Consider the following 17,348-nt stretch of genomic DNA (forward strand, 5'->3'; position numbering starts at 1 on the left):
TTGTTTTAATACTAGCCATTGCAAACTATAATGCGTTAGGGATTGATGCGACATCCTTTTTTGTTATTAAAAACAAAAAAGATATAGCGGAAAGCCCGACCCTTGAGGTAACGCACAAATTAAAACTTATAGATATGAAATTAATTTGTATTGGTAGAAATTATACCGATCATATTGAGGAGTTGGAAAACGAAAGACCAACAGATCCTGTGGTGTTTTTAAAACCAGACACAGCTATATTGATAAAAAAACAACCATTTTTTATTCCAGATTTTTCTGATGATGTGCATCATGAGGTTGAGGTTTTGGTTAAAATAAATCGTGTGGGTAAACATATAGATAAAAAATTTGCCCATAAATATTATAGCGAAATAGGTTTGGGTATAGATTTTACAGCTCGCGATTTACAAAGTTCCTTAAAAGCGAAGGGATTACCCTGGGAAAAGGCAAAAGCTTTTGACGGATCTGCAGTAATTGGAAAGTGGTTGCCTATTAAAGAGGTGGCAGATGTAAACAATATTGAGTTTTCTTTAAAAAAGAATGAAAATATTGTACAAAAAGGAATTACAAGCCACATGTTATGGAAAATAGACGAATTAATAGAATATGTGTCAAAATATTTTACTTTAAAGATTGGAGATATTATCTTTACGGGAACACCAGCTGGAGTTGGCAAAGTATATGCCAATGATAAACTTAAAGGATATATAGAGAAAACAGAGATGTTTTCGATAACAGTTAAATAAAATGGAACAACACTACAAACTATTTAGAGTACGAGAATTAGCAGATAATGATGAGGAGTTTATAGCTACCTTAGCTGAAGCTTTTTTAGAAGAAGTGCCTGTAGATGCAGATAGATTAAAAAAAGCAGTTGCAGAGGGCGATTATTATAATGCCTATCAAGCAGCTCATAAAATGAAACCAACCATAGACTTGTTTGAACTTGGTGTACTCGATATTTTAATAGAAGTACAAGATTGGGGTAAGTTTGAAAAAACAGATTTAGATATTACCTCTCAGTTAAATACTGTTATTACTGCTGTAGATAATGCTGTGGCAGAAATAAAGTCTGATTTTAATTTATAATGGATGCTTGCAGAAATAATAACAATTGGAGACGAACTTTTAATAGGGCAGGTTGTAGATACTAATTCGGCCTTTATAGCAAAAGAGCTTAATAAAATTGGGGTTTCTGTATATCAAATTACATCTATTCAAGACGATAAAGAGCATATTTTACAAGCGTTTAAAGAAGCCGAAAGTAGAGTAGATATTATTTTAATAACAGGAGGTTTAGGACCTACTAAAGACGATATTACAAAAAAAACCATTGCAGAATACTTTAACGATACCTTAGTAAGAAACCCAGACGTTTTAAAAAATATAGAAACGCTTTGGAAACGCTATGTGCGCCAAACTTTATTGCAGGTAAATAAAGATCAAGCTTTTGTGCCTTCTAAAGCAAAGGTTTTAATGAATACGCTAGGCACTGCGCCTGGTATGTGGTTAGAAAAAAACGACAAAACATTTATTGCGCTACCAGGAGTACCATTCGAAATGCGAAATTTAATAACCACAGAAGTGGTTCCTAAGTTAAAAGATAAATACGATGCTCCATTTATACTACATAGAACATTATTAATTTACGGTTTAGGCGAAAGTACCTTGGCAGATAGAATACAAGACTGGGAAGATAACTTGCCTAAACATATAAAATTGGCTTACCTGCCTAGTATTGGTAAAATGAGACTTCGCTTATCGTCCAAAGGTTTTAATGCAAAACAAATAATAGACGATGTGCAAAAACAAATAGACGCTGTATTGCCTCTAGTTGTAAACGAATTTGTTGGTTTTGAGGAAGACGAGAAATCTCTAGAAGCCTTTATAGGCGAAAAATTAACAGAGCAAGAACAAACTTTAGCAGTTGTAGAAAGTTGTACAGGAGGCAAGCTAGCAGGCCGATTTACAGCAAACTCTGGAGCATCGGCTTACTTTAAAGGAGGCATGGTTAGCTATGCAACCCAAACAAAAATTGATGTTTTAGGGGTTTCTAAATCTATAATAGATAAATATTCAGTAGTAAGTGCGCAAGTAGCAGAGGCTATGGCGCAGCAAGCTAGGCAGTTGTTTAAAACAGATTATGCAGTAGCAACAACTGGTAATGCAGGGCCAACTAAAGGCGATGCAGACGCCGAAGTAGGAACGGTTTTTGTGGCAATTGCTTCTAAATCAGGAGTTTTTTCAGAAAAGTTTATATTTCCACAACCTCGCGAAAGGGTTGTTAATAAAGCGATTAGTATGGCTTTAGAAATGTTGCAAAAAGAAATTTTAAAAAATTGATAAATTTAGGTTGCTATAACTGAAACATTTAGTATATTTGCACCTCGTTTTTAAACAAAAAATTAAAAGTATATATATAATGTCAAGAGTTTGTGAACTTACAGGAAAGAAGGCAATGGTTGGAAACAACGTGTCTCATGCATTAAACAGAACTAAACGCAAATTTAATGCAAATTTATTAAAGAAACGTTTTTATATTCCAGAAGAAGACAACTGGGTGACATTAAAAGTATCTGCAGCTGCTTTAAAAACGATTAATAAGATAGGTGTTTCTGCAGCAATTAAAGAAGCGAAGTCTAAAGGGTTTTTAAAGTAATAGACCCCATTTAATAAGTAAGAGAAATGGCAAAGAAAGGTAATAGAATACAAGTAATTTTAGAATGTACAGAGCATAAAGCAACAGGTGTTGCTGGAACATCTAGATACATTACAACTAAAAACAAGAAGAATACGCCAGATAGAATGGAGATTAAGAAGTTTAATCCTATCCTTAAGCGTATGACAGTTCATAAAGAAATTAAATAATTAGAGATTTTTACTTTAAGTAAAAATGTCAAATAACGCATAAGTCATGGCAAAGAAATCAGTAGCATCATTACAAACAGGATCTAAAAGGTTGTCAAAAGCAATAAAAATGGTAAAGTCTCCAAAAACAGGAGCTTACATGTTTGTTGAATCAATTATGGCACCAGAAAAAGTAAACGATTTCTTAAACAAGAAATAAGAATTACTACTATAAAATATTTTAAAGCAGCTTTCTACACAGAGAGCTGCTTTTTTATTTTTATATTTGAATAGTTATGTTAAAATCTGCCATAATAGCAGTTTAACAAAAACGGTAAGGCTTTTGACTATAGTAGTTTGCGCGTTATAACAAGTATTGGGCTTTACATTACAACCCATAACGCACAAAAAAGAATAGTATTCTATAGACCAAGTATATACTAACTAACAACCAATTGGTAAATGAGTTTTTTTAAAAAAATATTTTCGTCAGAAAAAAAGGAAACATTAGATAAAGGATTAGAAAAGACAAAAACTAGTTTTTTCGGGAAATTAAGTAAAGCAGTAGCAGGAAAGTCTAAAGTAGACGATGAGGTATTAGATAACTTAGAAGAAGTATTAGTATCTAGTGATGTAGGTGTAAATACAACCTTAAAAGTTATAGAACGTATTGAAGAGCGTGTGTCTAAAGATAAATATTTAGGAACAGAAGAGTTAAATAAAATACTTCGAGAAGAAATTGCAGGTTTGCTAAGCGAAACAAATTCTGGAGAAGAAACAGATTATGTAATACCTACCTTAGCAAAACAAGCAGATGGAACAAAAACACCATATGTATTAATGGTTGTTGGTGTAAATGGCGTAGGTAAAACAACAACAATTGGTAAGTTAGCATATCAATTTAAAAGGCAAGGCTTAAAAGTTGTACTTGGTGCTGCCGATACTTTTAGAGCAGCAGCCATAGACCAGCTTCAAGTTTGGGCAGATCGTGTTGATGTGCCAATGATTCGTCAAGAAATGGGTAGCGATCCAGCATCTGTAGCTTTTGATGCTTTACAATCTGGAGTAAATCAAGAAGCAGATGTTATTATAATAGATACTGCTGGGCGTTTGCATAATAAAATAAATTTAATGAACGAGCTTACAAAAGTAAAGCGCGTTATGCAAAAAGTTGTTAGCGATGCTCCACACGATGTATTGTTGGTTTTAGATGGTTCTACAGGGCAAAATGCATTCGAGCAAGCTAAGCAATTTACAGCAGCAACAGAGGTAACCTCTTTGGCTGTAACAAAACTAGACGGAACCGCAAAAGGAGGTGTGGTAATTGGTATATCCGATCAATTTCAAATACCTGTAAAATATATAGGCGTTGGCGAAGGCATAGAAGATTTACAAGTTTTTAATAAACACGAGTTTGTAGATTCGTTTTTTAAATAAAAAACATCCTTAAAAATAATATATTTTCAAGTTATTCTATCGAAAGGCTTATGTTTTACTATTTAAAAACATGTGTTAACATGAAGCCTTGAAAAACAATAATTTTATTTAAATGTTATAGATAGTAGTATTTATAGTTTTTGATTGGAAACAAGAAGAGTCTTAGAATTAATTCTAAGACTCTTCTTGTTTTAATTATGAATTTTTATCATAAAAAATACTTAAAATTTAAATTATTTTTATTGATAATTCTATTTTTGTGAATATTCTTAAAAATAATTAAAATGAAAAGAGTCTTTATTCTAATTTTATTATGTATTAGTAGTTTAAATATTTATGCACAAGATGAAGCGCGTTGGTTGCGGTATCCTAGCATATCTCCAGATGGTACAAACATAGTTTTTAGCTATCATGGTAATTTATACACGGTTAGTATAGATGGAGGTGTAGCTATGGCTATAACAACAGGAGATGCTTACGACGGATATCCTGTGTGGAGTAAAGATGGAAAAACAATAGCATTTGCAAGTGATCGCTATGGTAATTTTGATGTTTACATAATTCCTGCTAAAGGCGGAATGTCAAAAAGACTAACTTTTAATAGTGCTAACGATTATCCGTATGATTTTACAGTAGATAGTAAATTGGTACTATTTGGAAGTGGAAGAGATGCTACAGCTAAAAGTGTTCGTTTTCCTTCTCCACGTTTATTTAAAAATTTATACACCATACCAGCTCAAGGCGGTAAACCTATTTTGGTAACAGCAGCTGGAGCAGAAAATGCTCATTACAACAATAATGGTAATAAAATTATATTTCAAGATAGAAAAGGGTACGAAGATCATTTAAGAAAGCATCATGTGTCATCTGTAACTCGCGATATTTGGGTTTTTGATGTTATAAATAACACGTATACACAAGTTTCTGATTTTGAAGGCGAAAATAGAGAGCCTGTTTTTAATAATAACGGAACATCTGTATTTTATTTAAATGAAAAGAGTGGTACTCAAAACCTTTATAAAAGGGATCTAAATTCAAAAGAAGATATTCAAATAACAGATTTTAAAGATTTTCCAGTTAGGCATTTAAGTATTGCTCAAAATAATAAAATGGCCTTTACATGGAAAGGAGATATTTATACCGTAATAGAAGGTGAGCAACCTAAAAAAATAGCTATAAAAGTTCAAGACGATTCTGCATATCAAACCATTAAAAATATAGATATCAGTGATGTTAGTGAATTTAAAGTTAGTCCGAACGGAAAAGAAATAGCGTTTGTAAATAGAGGCGAAGTTTTTGTAACTGGTGTTAAAGATTCTAGAACAAAACGCATTACTAATACGCCAGAACAAGAGCGTATGGTAAATTGGTCGCCAGACGGTAAAACTTTATTATTTTCTGGAGAGCACGATGGTAGCTGGAATATTTATAAAGCAAGCTTATCTCGCCCAGAGGAAACCTATTTTTTTGCTAGTACTATTATAGAAATAGAACCTTTAAAAGCAACTTTGGCAGAAGAGTACCAACCTAAGTTTTCCCCAGATGGTAAAAAAGTAGCTTATATAAAAGATAGAAATATTTTACAAGTTTTAAACTTAGACTCTAAAAAAGAAGTAACAATACTTCCTGAAGGGCATAACTACTCATATGCCGATGGCGATTGGGATTTTGAGTGGAGTCCAGATAGTAAATGGTTATTTGTGTCAGATCAAAAAGGTTACGCATTTACTCATAATACAGCATTATTAAAGGCCGATGGAAAAGGAGATTTTATTTATCCTATAAATAGCGGTTTTGGAGAAAGTGGTGCATCTTGGGCTATGAAAGGGAAAATGATGGTTTATAGAAGTTCTAGAGATGGCGAAAAATCGTTGGCAATAAACGGAAGTAGCGAGAGTGATATTTATGCTGCATTTTTTGATAAGAAAGCTTACGATACCTACAAATTAAGTAAAGAGGACTATGCTCTTTTTAAAGAAGAAGAGAAAGCTAAAAAAGATGAAGAGCAAGAAGATGATAGTAAAGAAGAAAAGAAAAAAGGCGATAAGAAGGATGATAAAAATGTAGAAGATTTAAATATAAATTTAAAAAATCTTGACTACAGAAAAATAAAACTTACTATAAATAGCTCGAACATAAGTGGCTATGTTTTAAATAAAGATGCAAGTAAATTGTATTATTTATCTCAATTTGAAAAAGGATATGATTTATGGGTAACAGAACCAAGAACTAAAAGCACTAAAATTTTAGCAAAACTTGGAGGAGCACCCAGCAGCATACAAATAAGTGATGATGACAAAACATTGTTTTTAAGTAATAAAGGAAAATTAGTAACGGTTGATGCAAATAGTGGAAAAATTACCGCAGTAGGAATTGATGGAGACATGCTGCTAAATGCTTTAGAAGAGCGTAGCTATATTTTTGAGCATGCATGGCGTCAAGTAAAAAAGAAGTTTTACGACCCAAACATACATGGTATAGATTGGAAAATGTATCATGATGAGTATGCTAAATTTTTGCCATTTATTAATAATAATTATGATTTTCAAGAATTGTTGAGTGAAATTTTAGGAGAACTTAATGCTTCGCATACAGGAGGTAGGTATACACATCGTATAAAAAATGGAGATATAACAGCTTCTTTAGGGGTTTTATTTGATGAAACTTATAAAGGTAGAGGTGTTAAAATAAGCGAAATACTTTCTGGCGGGCCATTAGACAATGCAGATAGTAAAATAACATCGGGAGATATTATCTTAAAAATTAATAATCAAACCATAGAGCCAAACGAGAATTGGAATAAATATTTAAATAATATTATAGGTAAAAATACACTTTTAACAGTAAAAAAAGGAAATGAAGAATTAAGTGAAATCGTAAAACCTATATCTAATAGGCAGCACTCTGCGTTTATGTATAAGCGTTGGGTTAAAATGATGGAGGATAAGGTAAATGCTTTAAGTCAAGGCAAATTGGGTTACATACACGTTAAAGGAATGAATGATGGTAGTTTTAGAGAAGTGTATGATAAAGCTATGGGAGAAAATAGAGAGAAGAAAGCGCTTGTAGTCGATACTAGATTTAATGGAGGCGGTTGGCTTCATGACGATTTAAACACTTTTCTTAGTGGTAACACTTATTTAAAATTAGCTCCGCAAGGTAATATATTAAAGGGCGGAGAATCTTTAACACGTTGGACAAAGCCAAGTATTGTACTTATGAGTGAAGGGAATTATAGTGATGCCTACATATTTCCATACATATATAAGCAAAACGGTTTAGGTAAATTAGTAGGTATGCCAGTTCCAGGCACAGGAACAGCTGTATGGTGGGAGCGTCAAATAGATCCTAGCATTGTTTTTGGAATACCAATGATAGCTACTATTGGAGCAGAAGGCAGACCAACCGAGAACCTACAAGTAAATCCAGACATTGAAGTGCCTTTACCATATAACGACTTTTTAAGTGGTAAAGACCTACAATTAGAGCGAGCAGTTAAAGAATTACTATTAGATATTAAGTAGTAAAATTTATAATGAAACCTATACTAAATGAGTTTTAAATTCATTTAGTATAAGTTTTAAAATTATTCAATCAAATCATTAATCTTTCCCCACAACTCATTATCAAAACTAGATAAAGCAAAATTATCGGTATCAGCAGCATTTCCCATTCGTATAATAACTAGTTTTTTGCTGGGAACAATATATATTTTTTGATCATTTTTACCCAAAGCAGCAAATAAGTCGTTTGGAGCATTGGGTATTAATTTACCATCAAATTGTAATTGCGAGTTAGGTAAGTGGTAACTAGATTTTCCGTTAAGCCACCATAAATAACCATAAGCTTGATTAATATTTTGCGAGGTGTTTGTAGCTTCATTTATAAAATTTTCTGAAACAATTTGATTGTTTTCCCATTTTCCATTAGCATAAATCATAAGGGCAAAACGTGCCATGCTTCTTGTATTGCTCCAATATATATTAAAGTGGCCTGCTGGTACCCAAGCACCAGTCATGCCAATTTTATTTTTTAATTTACTATTAAAATAATTTGTCCAAGTAGTATTACTTGCTTCAACAATTACGTCTTGCATTTTTTTATAAACATTATGGTAAGCCCAGCGTGTTCCTGCGTCTGCTTTATATTTAAGGTTGTTTGCAGAAACATCATTGCCTAAAGCATCATCTAACCCAGAGCTCATAGATAATAAATGTTTACAAGTGATTAAGTTTTCTTTTTCTAAAGCACTATTTGTCCATCCGTTTCCTAAATAATTAGACACCTTATCGTTAATATGTAATAAATTTTGTTCTTGAGCAATTCCAGTAAGTGTTGTTGTAAGTGTTTTTCCTGCACTAGCCCAATACCAAATTGAGTTGGCATCATGGTTATTCATGTAATTTTCAATTACCATTTTACCATTATAAAGCACCACAAAACTTTTTGTGTTTTTGGTTTCTAAATAATTTAATAATGGCTGTAGTTTATTGGTATTCCACCCTAAGTTAGCTAGAGATTCTGTTTTCCAAGTGTTAGAGTTTATTGGAGGAAAATAAATAGCTGTGTTGTCTGTTCCTGGGGTTGTAACATCGCTGTTATTAGAAGAACAACATAATACAGAAATAGTTAAAAAAACAAAGTAAAAGGCCTTTTTCATAGCAGTAGGTTTTCATTTTAAGACGTTTAAATATATAAAAGGTTTAATAAAGTAGCAGTTTCAATCTTAAAATCATTATTCATTCGTATCTTTGCGCCCTGATTTATAGAAATTATGCGCACAAAAACTCTTAAAAAAAACAAGATAAATGTAGTAACTCTAGGTTGTAGCAAAAATGTTTACGACAGCGAAGTGTTAATGGGACAACTTAAAGCCAATGGTAAAGAGGTTGCACACGAAGAGGATGGTAATATTGTTGTGATTAATACCTGCGGATTTATTAACAACGCAAAAGAAGAAAGTGTAAATACTATTTTAGAGTATGTGCAAAAAAAAGAAGGTGGCGAAGTAGACAAAGTGTTTGTTACAGGTTGTTTAAGTGAGCGCTATAAGCCAGATTTAGTAAAAGAAATTCCTGATGTAGATCAGTATTTTGGAACAACAGAATTACCTGGGTTATTAAAAGCTTTAGGTGCCGATTATAAACACGAACTTATAGGAGAGCGATTAACTACTACACCAAAAAACTATGCATATTTAAAAATAGCAGAAGGTTGCGATAGGCCATGTAGCTTTTGTGCTATCCCTTTAATGCGTGGTAAGCATAAATCTACACCAATAGAAGAGATTATAATAGAAGCAGAAAAACTTGCTGCAAAAGGTGTTAAAGAGTTAATTTTAATAGCGCAAGATTTAACATACTACGGATTAGATTTATATAAGAAAAGAAACTTAGCAGAGCTTCTTGAAGCTTTAGTAAAAGTTGAAGGTATAGAGTGGATTCGTTTACATTATGCATTCCCTACAGGTTTTCCTATGGATGTTTTAGATGTGATGAACAGAGAACCTAAAGTTTGTAATTATTTAGACATTCCTTTACAGCACATTTCAGATTCTATTTTAAAAAGTATGCGTCGTGGTACAACAAAAGAGAAAACGACAAAATTATTAAAAGAGTTTAGAGCAGCAGTGCCAGAAATGACTATTAGAACTACGCTTATTGTAGGTTACCCTGGAGAAACAGAAGAAGATTACCAAACACTTAAGCAGTGGGTTAAAGATATGCGTTTTGAGCGTTTAGGGTGCTTTACATATTCTCATGAAGAAAATACACATGCGTTTAATTTAGAAGATGATGTGCCACAAGAGGTAAAGCAAGACCGAGCTAATGAGATTATGGAAATTCAATCTCAAATTTCTTGGGAATTGAATCAAGCTAAAATAGGTTATACTTATAAGGTGGTTATAGATAGAAAAGAAGGTAACTTTTTTATTGGACGTACTGAATTTGATTCGCCAGATGTAGATAACGAAGTTTTAATTGATGCCACTAAAACTTACCTTAAAACTGGAGAGTTTGCAACGGTTAAAGTTATTGAAGCAGAAGATTTTGATTTGTATGCAGAGGTTGTAAATTAATTGTTAAAAAGAAATATTTTTAGGAATAAAAAAAGCTCAAGATTTATCTTGAGCTTTTTTTTGTATGTGTTAGGTATTTATTTTTTTACAAAAATATTAGATAAATTATGTATTAATAAATACGCATTGCCTTGAATATCTTCTATTTTTTCGTAATCGTGAAAATCTATAGAGTTATTAAATGTTGTTGGAAAATATGGGATGTCTTGCTCATCTTCATAAGCGTCAGAAGAGCTGCTTGTTGCATTTCCTGCTTTAGAAATAATAGAAGAATATAGGTACTCTAGTCTAGACATATCTCCTTTACCATATAAAAACATGGCCTCACTATCTGCAGAAAGAATATAAAAATAACCGTCTTTAAATACGTAATTGGCAGTGGTTTTATAGTCGCCTTCAACTAATTCAACTTGCGAATCATTTAAAAATTTAAAATAGTCACCTTTATTTGCTTCCTCTATATCTACTTTATTATGGGCGTTGTTATAGTTTGTGTAATATTCAGATAAAACAGCTTCGGTTACTTGAGTTTCTGCTCCATTTTCGTAAAAAGTAAAGTTCTCTTCTACCATAGAAAAATTAAGTGTAATTGGGTATTCAATATCAGAAGGTGTATTGTCATCATTACTATTACAGGATAAATTGACGATGCATAGAAGTGTAATGAATTTAAAAAATAGGTTTTTCATTTAGGTTTGATTTTTTTGGTGTTTTTTTTAAGTAAATATAAATACATTTCTATACTTCTTAAAAAAAAAAGAATCCTCTTTCAAAATAATTATGAAAGAGGATTTGTATATTTTTAAGCTAGTAAATTAACGGGTTTAAAAATAACAGATGAGTCTACTAGTTTGTTTTTATCAATTTTTTCTCCGCTTTTTATAAACTTAGTGCCATATACATAAGCTTTAGCATTGTTTACAGCATCAACAGCGAGTAATTCATCGTCTTTAAAGTACCAGAACGATAGTTTGTTTTCTGCGCCTGTTTCTGTTCTGGTTAATACTTGATTGTAACCAGTAGATAAGCCTACCATTTGTAATTTTACGTTGTATTGGTCTGACCAAAACCAAGGAATACTGTTATAAACTGCTTCTTTTCCAGAAATGCAAGTAGCTGCAATTTTAGCTTGATCTAAAGCGTTCTGTACAGACTCTAACCTAATATTGCGTTTGTAATGTGGGTTGTAATGAAATGTACAATCGCCAATGGCATAGATGTTTTCGTCGCTTGTTTGTGTGGTATAGTTTACTTTTATGCCATTTTCTATACTCAAACCAGCTTCTAGGGCTAACTCTAAATTAACATGAATACCTACGCCAACAATTATAATATCTGCGTCAAATTTTGAGCCATCTGCACAAACTATAGTATTGCTTTGGGCATTAGGCTCTATTGAAACCACGTTTTTATTTGTTAATATAGAAACATTGTTTTTGTTATGAAGCTCCATAAAAAAGGTCGACATTTCTGGAGCTGTAACTCGTTTTAATATGCGGTCTTCGCGTTCTAAAACAACAACCTGACCTCCTAATTTTTTTAAAGACGCAGCTGTTTCTAGGCCAATATAGCCACCTCCTATAATAACAACACGTTTTGTTTTACTTGTATTAAAAGCTGTACGAATATTGTTTACATCTTTAGCTGTTCTTAGAGTAAAAAGGTTGTTAGCGTTTTTAATACCTTGAATAGGCGGTATAATTGGCCTTGCTCCAGTGGCTAATACTAGTTTGTCGTAGTTTTGAGTAGAACCATTATTAAGCGTTATGCTTTGCTTAGCTCGATCTATACTTAGTACTCGAACATTTAATTGTAAATCGATGTTTTCTACTTTGTAATTTTCTGCCGATTTTAAAAGATTCTTTTCTATGCTATCGTTGCTTGTTAAATACGCTTTAGATAGGGGAGGTCTATGGTAAGGTAGCGTAGGGTCGCTATCTATAAGTATAATTTTACCTTCCCAACCTTCATTACGAAGGTAAAAAGCTAAATTTACTCCAGCATGACTTGCTCCAATAATTACACAAGTTTTATTGGTGTTTAAATTTTTAGACATAAAAAATTAACTTAAAAAAATATAATTAGTGCTTATTTTGCAACTTGTAAAATAACACCATCTAAACTATCGCTAATATCTAATTGGCAACATAAACGACTGTACTCGTTAGCATTGTCGTCTAGTTCTAGCATGTCTTCTTCTATTTCGCTAGCTCTACCTGTTTTTTCTATATGTTCTGGTGCTACAAAAACGTGGCATGTGGCACAAGAGCATACGCCTCCGCAATCGCCATCTATACCTTTTATGTTATTTTGTTTTGCTAGTTCCATTACAGATCCAGATTGCCCTTCTACTGTAATAGATTCATTGTTACTTGTTACAAATGTTATTTTAGCCATAGCTTTGTTTTTTAGTTTTTAGCATTAAATTTTACCGTAATGTTGTCGTATCCAACTTTACGTTTAAACTGTTCTAAATCTTCAATGTTTTCTTTAAAATCTATAATGTCGATAGATTTTACTTTGTTAGATAATGTTTTAAGTAATATACGTAAAATTTGACGGGCATGTGTGGCTCCTAAACAATTGTGGTGACTGAAGCCAAAACCAACATGTGGATTTACTTTACGGTCTAGAACTACCTCGTTAGCATTTTCGAATACTCTAGCATCTCTATTTGCTGATGCCCAACATAGCGAAACACGAGTATCTGCTTTTGCAGCATGCTCGCATACCATAGTGTCTTCTGTTACTACGCGCCCCATATGGGTTAATGGCGAAAAATACCTAACCAGTTCTTCTACTGCACGAGTTGTTATTTCTGGTTCGTCTTGTAAACGTTGTAACGATTCTGGATGCTCTGCAAAATAGGCTATAGTGTTTGTTATTGCATTAATTACAGTATCTCGACCACCAGCAAAAGTTAAAATCATTACCCCTTTTACTTCTTCTCGTGTTAGCTTTTTTCCATTAATTTTTGATGCTAATAGCATAGAATATAAATCTTCGCCCGGATTTTCTATAGCTTCAGTAATACGATTATCAATATAGTCGTATAAAATATTTGCTTTATCTCCATCTAAAGCTTCTCCTTCACTTCTAAATACGTGAGTTCCCCAAGATATCCAAGTTTCAGATTCTTCAAAAGGTGTGTTAAGTAATAAGGTTAAAGCGCGAGATTGTAGTTTTAAAGCAAAAGCTTCAACCACTTCTATAGTGTCTTTTGTTAAAGCTTCGTCTATAATATTTTCAATTTGCTTGGTTAGTATTTTTGTATATGTTTCTTCCAAAGGGCGTTTAAACCAAGGTTCTACCAAAGAACGAAAATCTCCATGTTCTGGAGGGTCTACTTCAAAAGGAATTTGTCGTGTGTCTCTTATATTGACTTCTGATGGCACAACAATTCTTCCTGGTTTTGCTCCAGATTGAAATGTTTTCCAGTTATGAGCTGTTTTGCGTACATCTTTATGGCGTAAAAGCATGGTTACAGGATCGTTTTGATCGTTCATTTTGCCATAACCTTTTTCTAAACGTGCAGTTTCAAAAGGATCTTGAATTTCGCTTTTTTTCATGTTGTATAATTAAATATTTCGCCATTAAAATTAAAGACTCCTTATCAAGGGCTTTAATTAGGTCAAAAATAGATAATTAACATTTTTGTAAAGTTTTGTATTTTGACTTAAAAATAATCTATTTTGTTATTAAGAAAGAAGTGATTAGTATTTTTTAATCAAAAAAGGGTATTATTTATTGGAGCTAATACTGTTTTTACAGTTAGAATTAACTAGTTAAAATATATAAAACCACTTTTTTATGTGCGCTTTAATTGACGCTTAATTTTGGCTATAGCAGTTTCTATAGATTTTTCTGGTTCTATGATATTGTATTTGCCCCAAAATTCTGGATCTGAAAAACCAGAAGCTTTATCTGTAAGTATGGTGGTAGGGCGCAACATGGTGTTTTTTGTTTTAGCGTATTTAGCATTGCTATGTTTCCAATCTGTTATTGCCATTTCGCTATTTAGGGTATACGTACTATTAAACAGTTTGCCTTTCCAATTTACTTTAAAGGTTAATAAAATATTACTGTATGCATAATGCCATTTTCCATTTTGTGTCCTATAGTTTACCCTGTAACTTGCTTTTGTAGGGTATACATCAACTTTTTTGGGTTTTCTTCTAATATACATTTTACTAGATAGCTCTTTATTACTAACATTTAAGCTAAAAATGGCACTAGTAAGAGCCAGGGTTTTAGCGTCTACATACAATTTTCCGTAATAAAGAGGTGTTTTAATAAAACTGGTTTGTTTAAAATTTATAACATAAACGGTATTGTTATTTATTTTTGTAGGAGCATCAAAACTAAAGGTATACATATCCATGTTTTCTTTGTTAAAAACATAATCTGTGTACTTAACAACATCTGTATATAAATTGCTAAATGGTCCACCTTGCAGTTTTAAGGCTAGAGTGTCTAACTTAGAGTAATCTGTACTTTTTCTGGCTTTAATAAGGTCTATGCCTTCTCGTTTTAAACTGTTAATGGGTTGTTTGTGTATTTGAACAACAGCCTCTGAAAGCGACGCATTTTTACGACGCTTTTTTATGGTTTCTCTATAAAAAGCAGTCATAATCTTTCCGTCTGTATTATGCATGCTTTTATTTTTTAAAACCTCTAAAACCATACTTCTCGCATTTTCTTTTTTAGGGTTTATGCTAATGGCATTTAACTCTGTAACAGCAGGTATTAATAAGATTTTTGTATGGTGATTTAATTCTGAAATTTTAATGTTTTTCTTTTCGTAACCCAAGTGTGTTATTACAATATCTCTATCTAGCAAGTTAGAATTAACCTTTAAGAGAAACTCGCCATCACTATTAGTAATGGTGCTTATATTAGATCCATCTACTATAAGATCTGAAAAAGAAAGTGTTTTATTGGTTTTGGCATCTATAACCTTACCTTTTAATTCTTTGTAGGTGGGTAAGTTTTGTGCATCTATTTTTTTAGGGGTAAACATTAAAAAAACACAAAGGATGGAAGAAAATATTAAAAAAGGAGTTCTCATGGCTTTTTGGTTTAGAAGTGTAATACATCTATAAGATACAAAAAAAACATGTAATCGTCTAGTCCTTAGTGTTTTTTTAATAAATTTTATTGTTTTTTATGCACTTTATATAATTAATAACTTACTAAATGTGCATCTGTTAGCGTTTTCATAAAAGCAATAAGTGCTTGTTGCTCGTCTCCAGATAAATTTAAATTATCAAAAGGTAATGTTTGGTTTGGTAAGTCGATGCCTAGGCCAACACCACCACCTTTATTATAAAAATCTACAACTTCTTCTAGAGTTTGATAAACACCATTATGCATATAAGGCGCAGTTAGTGCAATGTTACGTATGGTTGGTGTTTTAAAAAAGTGTTTTCTAGCTTCTGTTTTATAAACATTGTAGCGTCCTAAGTCTTTAGATAATATAGGGTTAATAGTGTCTGTAGTATGCGGAACGCCTATGGCTTCTAGCTCGGTATCTTTAAATCGAGGAGGAACTGTACCATTAAATATAGGTGCAAAATGGCATGTGGCGCATAAGGCTTTGCCCATAAATAGATTAAACCCTTTTTTCTCTTGCGTTGTAAGTGTGTTTTCTTCGCCTCTAATATTTTTGTCGAATTTAGAATCGAAAGTATTTAAGGTTCTAATGTACGAAGCAATAGCGTGTCTTATATTGTAACTCGTTCTTTTATTGTTGTACAAGCTATCTATTTGGTTTTTATAGAAGGGGTTGTTTACTACGCGTTGCACAATAGAGTCCATAGTCATATTAAACTCGTTATGGTTATTTACAACACCAATAACTTGACCTTCTAAACTACCTGTTCTAGAGTCTAAGAAAAAATCGTTTTGGTAAGCAGCATAAGTAAGAGTAGGCGAGTTGCGTGTTTGGTTTTTGTTAAACACTTTTTTACCATCTGTAAATGCTAACTCTTTAATGTGACAGCTTGCGCAAGCCATACTATAATCTTTAGAAAGCGATTTATCGTTAAACAAGGCTTTACCAAAAGCTATTTTTTTATTAATTTGAGTAGTGTCGCTCAAATTATCCATTAAATAAGTTTGATTTATTGTTTTTTGAGAAAAAAGCGTATTCATGTTATTAGATAAAGCCATTTCAAAAGGAAAATCTACGTTCCAATCTTCTTGAATTTTAACTAATAATTTTAATTGTTCGTTAATATTAGTTTTAATAAAATCGAATCTATCGAAGGTGTCAAAATCGTGGTTTAGTATTTTTTGAGCTTGCTCTATAGACGCTACAAATTCTAATAATAGTTCTTTAGATTTAAAATGTGCTTCGTTTAATTTTATTAACTCGATAATAGTTTGGTAGGTATAGGCACTTTCTACTAAAGATTGATTTAAAGCAGGAGAATCAAAACCAGTAATGCCAGTAGTGGCTATTCTTGTAATTTGATTTCTTAACAACCAAATAGTGTTATGCTTTTTTAATTGTAAATGGGCGTTTGTTTTTAAAAGCTTTAAACGATTGCTAGTGGTATTGGTTACATTATTTAAAAGCTCACGGTCTATAATATCGCTATAAAGGGCTTCTTCTACCACTTGAAAACCAAAAGGATTCATTACACGTGTGTCAAAACTTTCTTCGCCTGCAATTATTAAAATATTTGGAGCGTTTAAGCTTTTAAAGTTGTTATTGTCAACATAAGCTAAAATAGGCTCTGCGAGTTTAAAGTGTTTTCTGGCTTTTATATAGTTACTCTTTTTTTCTTTTGTAGTTTTAGCTGTAATTATAGCATCTAAGCTATTTATGGCCTGCGATAAGTTGTTAACATATAGTTTAAGAACTTGCTCGTTTATAGAAACAGGCTCTACATTTTTTGTTTTTGTATTACAACTTATAATAAGCAAAAGACATACACAAAATGTGTATGCCTTAGCTTTTTTTAATATGTATGTATTCATA

General features: G+C 32.2%; 16 protein-coding genes. 9 read left to right on the plus strand and 7 right to left on the minus strand.

Annotated features, from left to right (window positions below):
• The first annotated feature begins 134 nt into the window (after positions 1-134).
• The 8 genes from ABD715_RS17005 to ABD715_RS17040 all read left to right on the plus strand — a co-directional run bounded on the left by ABD715_RS17005 (position 135) and on the right by ABD715_RS17040 (position 7,808).
• Complete coding sequence (locus ABD715_RS17005) at positions 135-746, plus strand: fumarylacetoacetate hydrolase family protein (RefSeq protein ID WP_344789541.1); 612 nt, start codon at positions 135-137, stop codon at positions 744-746.
• A 1-nt stretch (position 747) separates the two neighbouring features.
• Positions 748-1,089, plus strand: coding sequence for an Hpt domain-containing protein (locus ABD715_RS17010; RefSeq protein WP_344789542.1), 342 nt, complete (start codon positions 748-750; stop codon positions 1,087-1,089).
• A gap of 3 nt (positions 1,090-1,092) precedes the next feature.
• Positions 1,093-2,343, plus strand: a complete 1,251-nt coding sequence (locus ABD715_RS17015) for a competence/damage-inducible protein A (protein ID WP_344789543.1) — start codon at positions 1,093-1,095, stop codon at positions 2,341-2,343.
• A gap of 79 nt (positions 2,344-2,422) precedes the next feature.
• Entirely contained in the window at positions 2,423-2,659 is a 237-nt protein-coding gene (rpmB, locus tag ABD715_RS17020; RefSeq protein ID WP_344789544.1) for a 50S ribosomal protein L28, read from the plus strand.
• Positions 2,660-2,685: 26 nt separating this feature from the next.
• The gene (gene rpmG / locus ABD715_RS17025) at positions 2,686-2,868 is read left to right on the plus strand and encodes a 50S ribosomal protein L33 (RefSeq protein ID WP_344789545.1); all 183 of its coding nucleotides are present in this window, start codon (positions 2,686-2,688) and stop codon (positions 2,866-2,868) included.
• Positions 2,869-2,914: 46 nt separating this feature from the next.
• A complete protein-coding gene (locus ABD715_RS17030) occupies positions 2,915-3,067 on the plus strand; it encodes a DUF4295 domain-containing protein (RefSeq protein ID WP_344789546.1) in 153 nt (50 codons plus the stop codon).
• A gap of 242 nt (positions 3,068-3,309) precedes the next feature.
• A complete protein-coding gene (gene ftsY / locus ABD715_RS17035; protein ID WP_344789547.1) occupies positions 3,310-4,284 on the plus strand; it encodes a signal recognition particle-docking protein FtsY in 975 nt (324 codons plus the stop codon).
• Between the two features lie 284 nt (positions 4,285-4,568).
• Positions 4,569-7,808, plus strand: a complete 3,240-nt coding sequence (locus ABD715_RS17040; protein WP_344789548.1) for a S41 family peptidase — start codon at positions 4,569-4,571, stop codon at positions 7,806-7,808.
• A 62-nt stretch (positions 7,809-7,870) separates the two neighbouring features.
• Here ABD715_RS17040 and ABD715_RS17045 read toward each other — a convergent pair whose 3' ends face one another.
• The gene (locus tag ABD715_RS17045; RefSeq protein WP_344789549.1) at positions 7,871-8,944 is read right to left on the minus strand and encodes a serine hydrolase domain-containing protein; all 1,074 of its coding nucleotides are present in this window, start codon (positions 8,942-8,944) and stop codon (positions 7,871-7,873) included.
• Positions 8,945-9,058: 114 nt separating this feature from the next.
• On the opposite strand from ABD715_RS17045, the gene rimO reads away from it, so the two are divergent.
• Complete coding sequence (gene rimO / locus ABD715_RS17050) at positions 9,059-10,363, plus strand: 30S ribosomal protein S12 methylthiotransferase RimO (protein ID WP_344789550.1); 1,305 nt, start codon at positions 9,059-9,061, stop codon at positions 10,361-10,363.
• Between the two features lie 77 nt (positions 10,364-10,440).
• Here rimO and ABD715_RS17055 read toward each other — a convergent pair whose 3' ends face one another.
• From ABD715_RS17055 to ABD715_RS17080, 6 genes are all read right to left on the minus strand, one after another.
• Positions 10,441-11,052, minus strand: a complete 612-nt coding sequence (locus ABD715_RS17055; protein WP_344789551.1) for a hypothetical protein — start codon at positions 11,050-11,052, stop codon at positions 10,441-10,443.
• Between the two features lie 113 nt (positions 11,053-11,165).
• The gene (locus ABD715_RS17060; RefSeq protein WP_344789552.1) at positions 11,166-12,419 is read right to left on the minus strand and encodes an NAD(P)/FAD-dependent oxidoreductase; all 1,254 of its coding nucleotides are present in this window, start codon (positions 12,417-12,419) and stop codon (positions 11,166-11,168) included.
• Between the two features lie 32 nt (positions 12,420-12,451).
• Positions 12,452-12,760, minus strand: a complete 309-nt coding sequence (locus tag ABD715_RS17065) for a 2Fe-2S iron-sulfur cluster-binding protein (protein WP_344789553.1) — start codon at positions 12,758-12,760, stop codon at positions 12,452-12,454.
• An 11-nt stretch (positions 12,761-12,771) separates the two neighbouring features.
• Entirely contained in the window at positions 12,772-13,932 is a 1,161-nt protein-coding gene (locus ABD715_RS17070) for a cytochrome P450 (RefSeq protein WP_344789554.1), read from the minus strand.
• A gap of 239 nt (positions 13,933-14,171) precedes the next feature.
• On the minus strand, positions 14,172-15,431 hold the full coding sequence (locus ABD715_RS17075) for a carboxypeptidase-like regulatory domain-containing protein (RefSeq protein WP_344789555.1): 1,260 nt from the start codon (positions 15,429-15,431) through the stop codon (positions 14,172-14,174).
• 113 nt (positions 15,432-15,544) lie between these two features.
• Entirely contained in the window at positions 15,545-17,347 is a 1,803-nt protein-coding gene (locus ABD715_RS17080; RefSeq protein WP_344789556.1) for a cytochrome-c peroxidase, read from the minus strand.
• Position 17,348 lies beyond the last annotated feature (1 nt).

The organism is Postechiella marina, assembly GCF_039538365.1.
Taxonomy (GTDB): Bacteria; Bacteroidota; Bacteroidia; order Flavobacteriales; family Flavobacteriaceae; genus Postechiella; species Postechiella marina.

Coding starts and splice junctions, on each gene's coding strand:
- ABD715_RS17005 (WP_344789541.1), top strand. CDS start 135: ATGAAATTAATTTGTATTGGTAGAAATTATACCGATCATATTGAGGAG.
- ABD715_RS17010 (WP_344789542.1), top strand. CDS start 748: ATGGAACAACACTACAAACTATTTAGAGTACGAGAATTAGCAGATAAT.
- ABD715_RS17015 (WP_344789543.1), top strand. CDS start 1,093: ATGCTTGCAGAAATAATAACAATTGGAGACGAACTTTTAATAGGGCAG.
- rpmB (WP_344789544.1), top strand. CDS start 2,423: ATGTCAAGAGTTTGTGAACTTACAGGAAAGAAGGCAATGGTTGGAAAC.
- rpmG (WP_344789545.1), top strand. CDS start 2,686: ATGGCAAAGAAAGGTAATAGAATACAAGTAATTTTAGAATGTACAGAG.
- ABD715_RS17030 (WP_344789546.1), top strand. CDS start 2,915: ATGGCAAAGAAATCAGTAGCATCATTACAAACAGGATCTAAAAGGTTG.
- ftsY (WP_344789547.1), top strand. CDS start 3,310: ATGAGTTTTTTTAAAAAAATATTTTCGTCAGAAAAAAAGGAAACATTA.
- ABD715_RS17040 (WP_344789548.1), top strand. CDS start 4,569: ATGAAAAGAGTCTTTATTCTAATTTTATTATGTATTAGTAGTTTAAAT.
- ABD715_RS17045 (WP_344789549.1), bottom strand. CDS start 8,944: ATGAAAAAGGCCTTTTACTTTGTTTTTTTAACTATTTCTGTATTATGT.
- rimO (WP_344789550.1), top strand. CDS start 9,059: ATGCGCACAAAAACTCTTAAAAAAAACAAGATAAATGTAGTAACTCTA.
- ABD715_RS17055 (WP_344789551.1), bottom strand. CDS start 11,052: ATGAAAAACCTATTTTTTAAATTCATTACACTTCTATGCATCGTCAAT.
- ABD715_RS17060 (WP_344789552.1), bottom strand. CDS start 12,419: ATGTCTAAAAATTTAAACACCAATAAAACTTGTGTAATTATTGGAGCA.
- ABD715_RS17065 (WP_344789553.1), bottom strand. CDS start 12,760: ATGGCTAAAATAACATTTGTAACAAGTAACAATGAATCTATTACAGTA.
- ABD715_RS17070 (WP_344789554.1), bottom strand. CDS start 13,932: ATGAAAAAAAGCGAAATTCAAGATCCTTTTGAAACTGCACGTTTAGAA.
- ABD715_RS17075 (WP_344789555.1), bottom strand. CDS start 15,431: ATGAGAACTCCTTTTTTAATATTTTCTTCCATCCTTTGTGTTTTTTTA.
- ABD715_RS17080 (WP_344789556.1), bottom strand. CDS start 17,347: ATGAATACATACATATTAAAAAAAGCTAAGGCATACACATTTTGTGTA.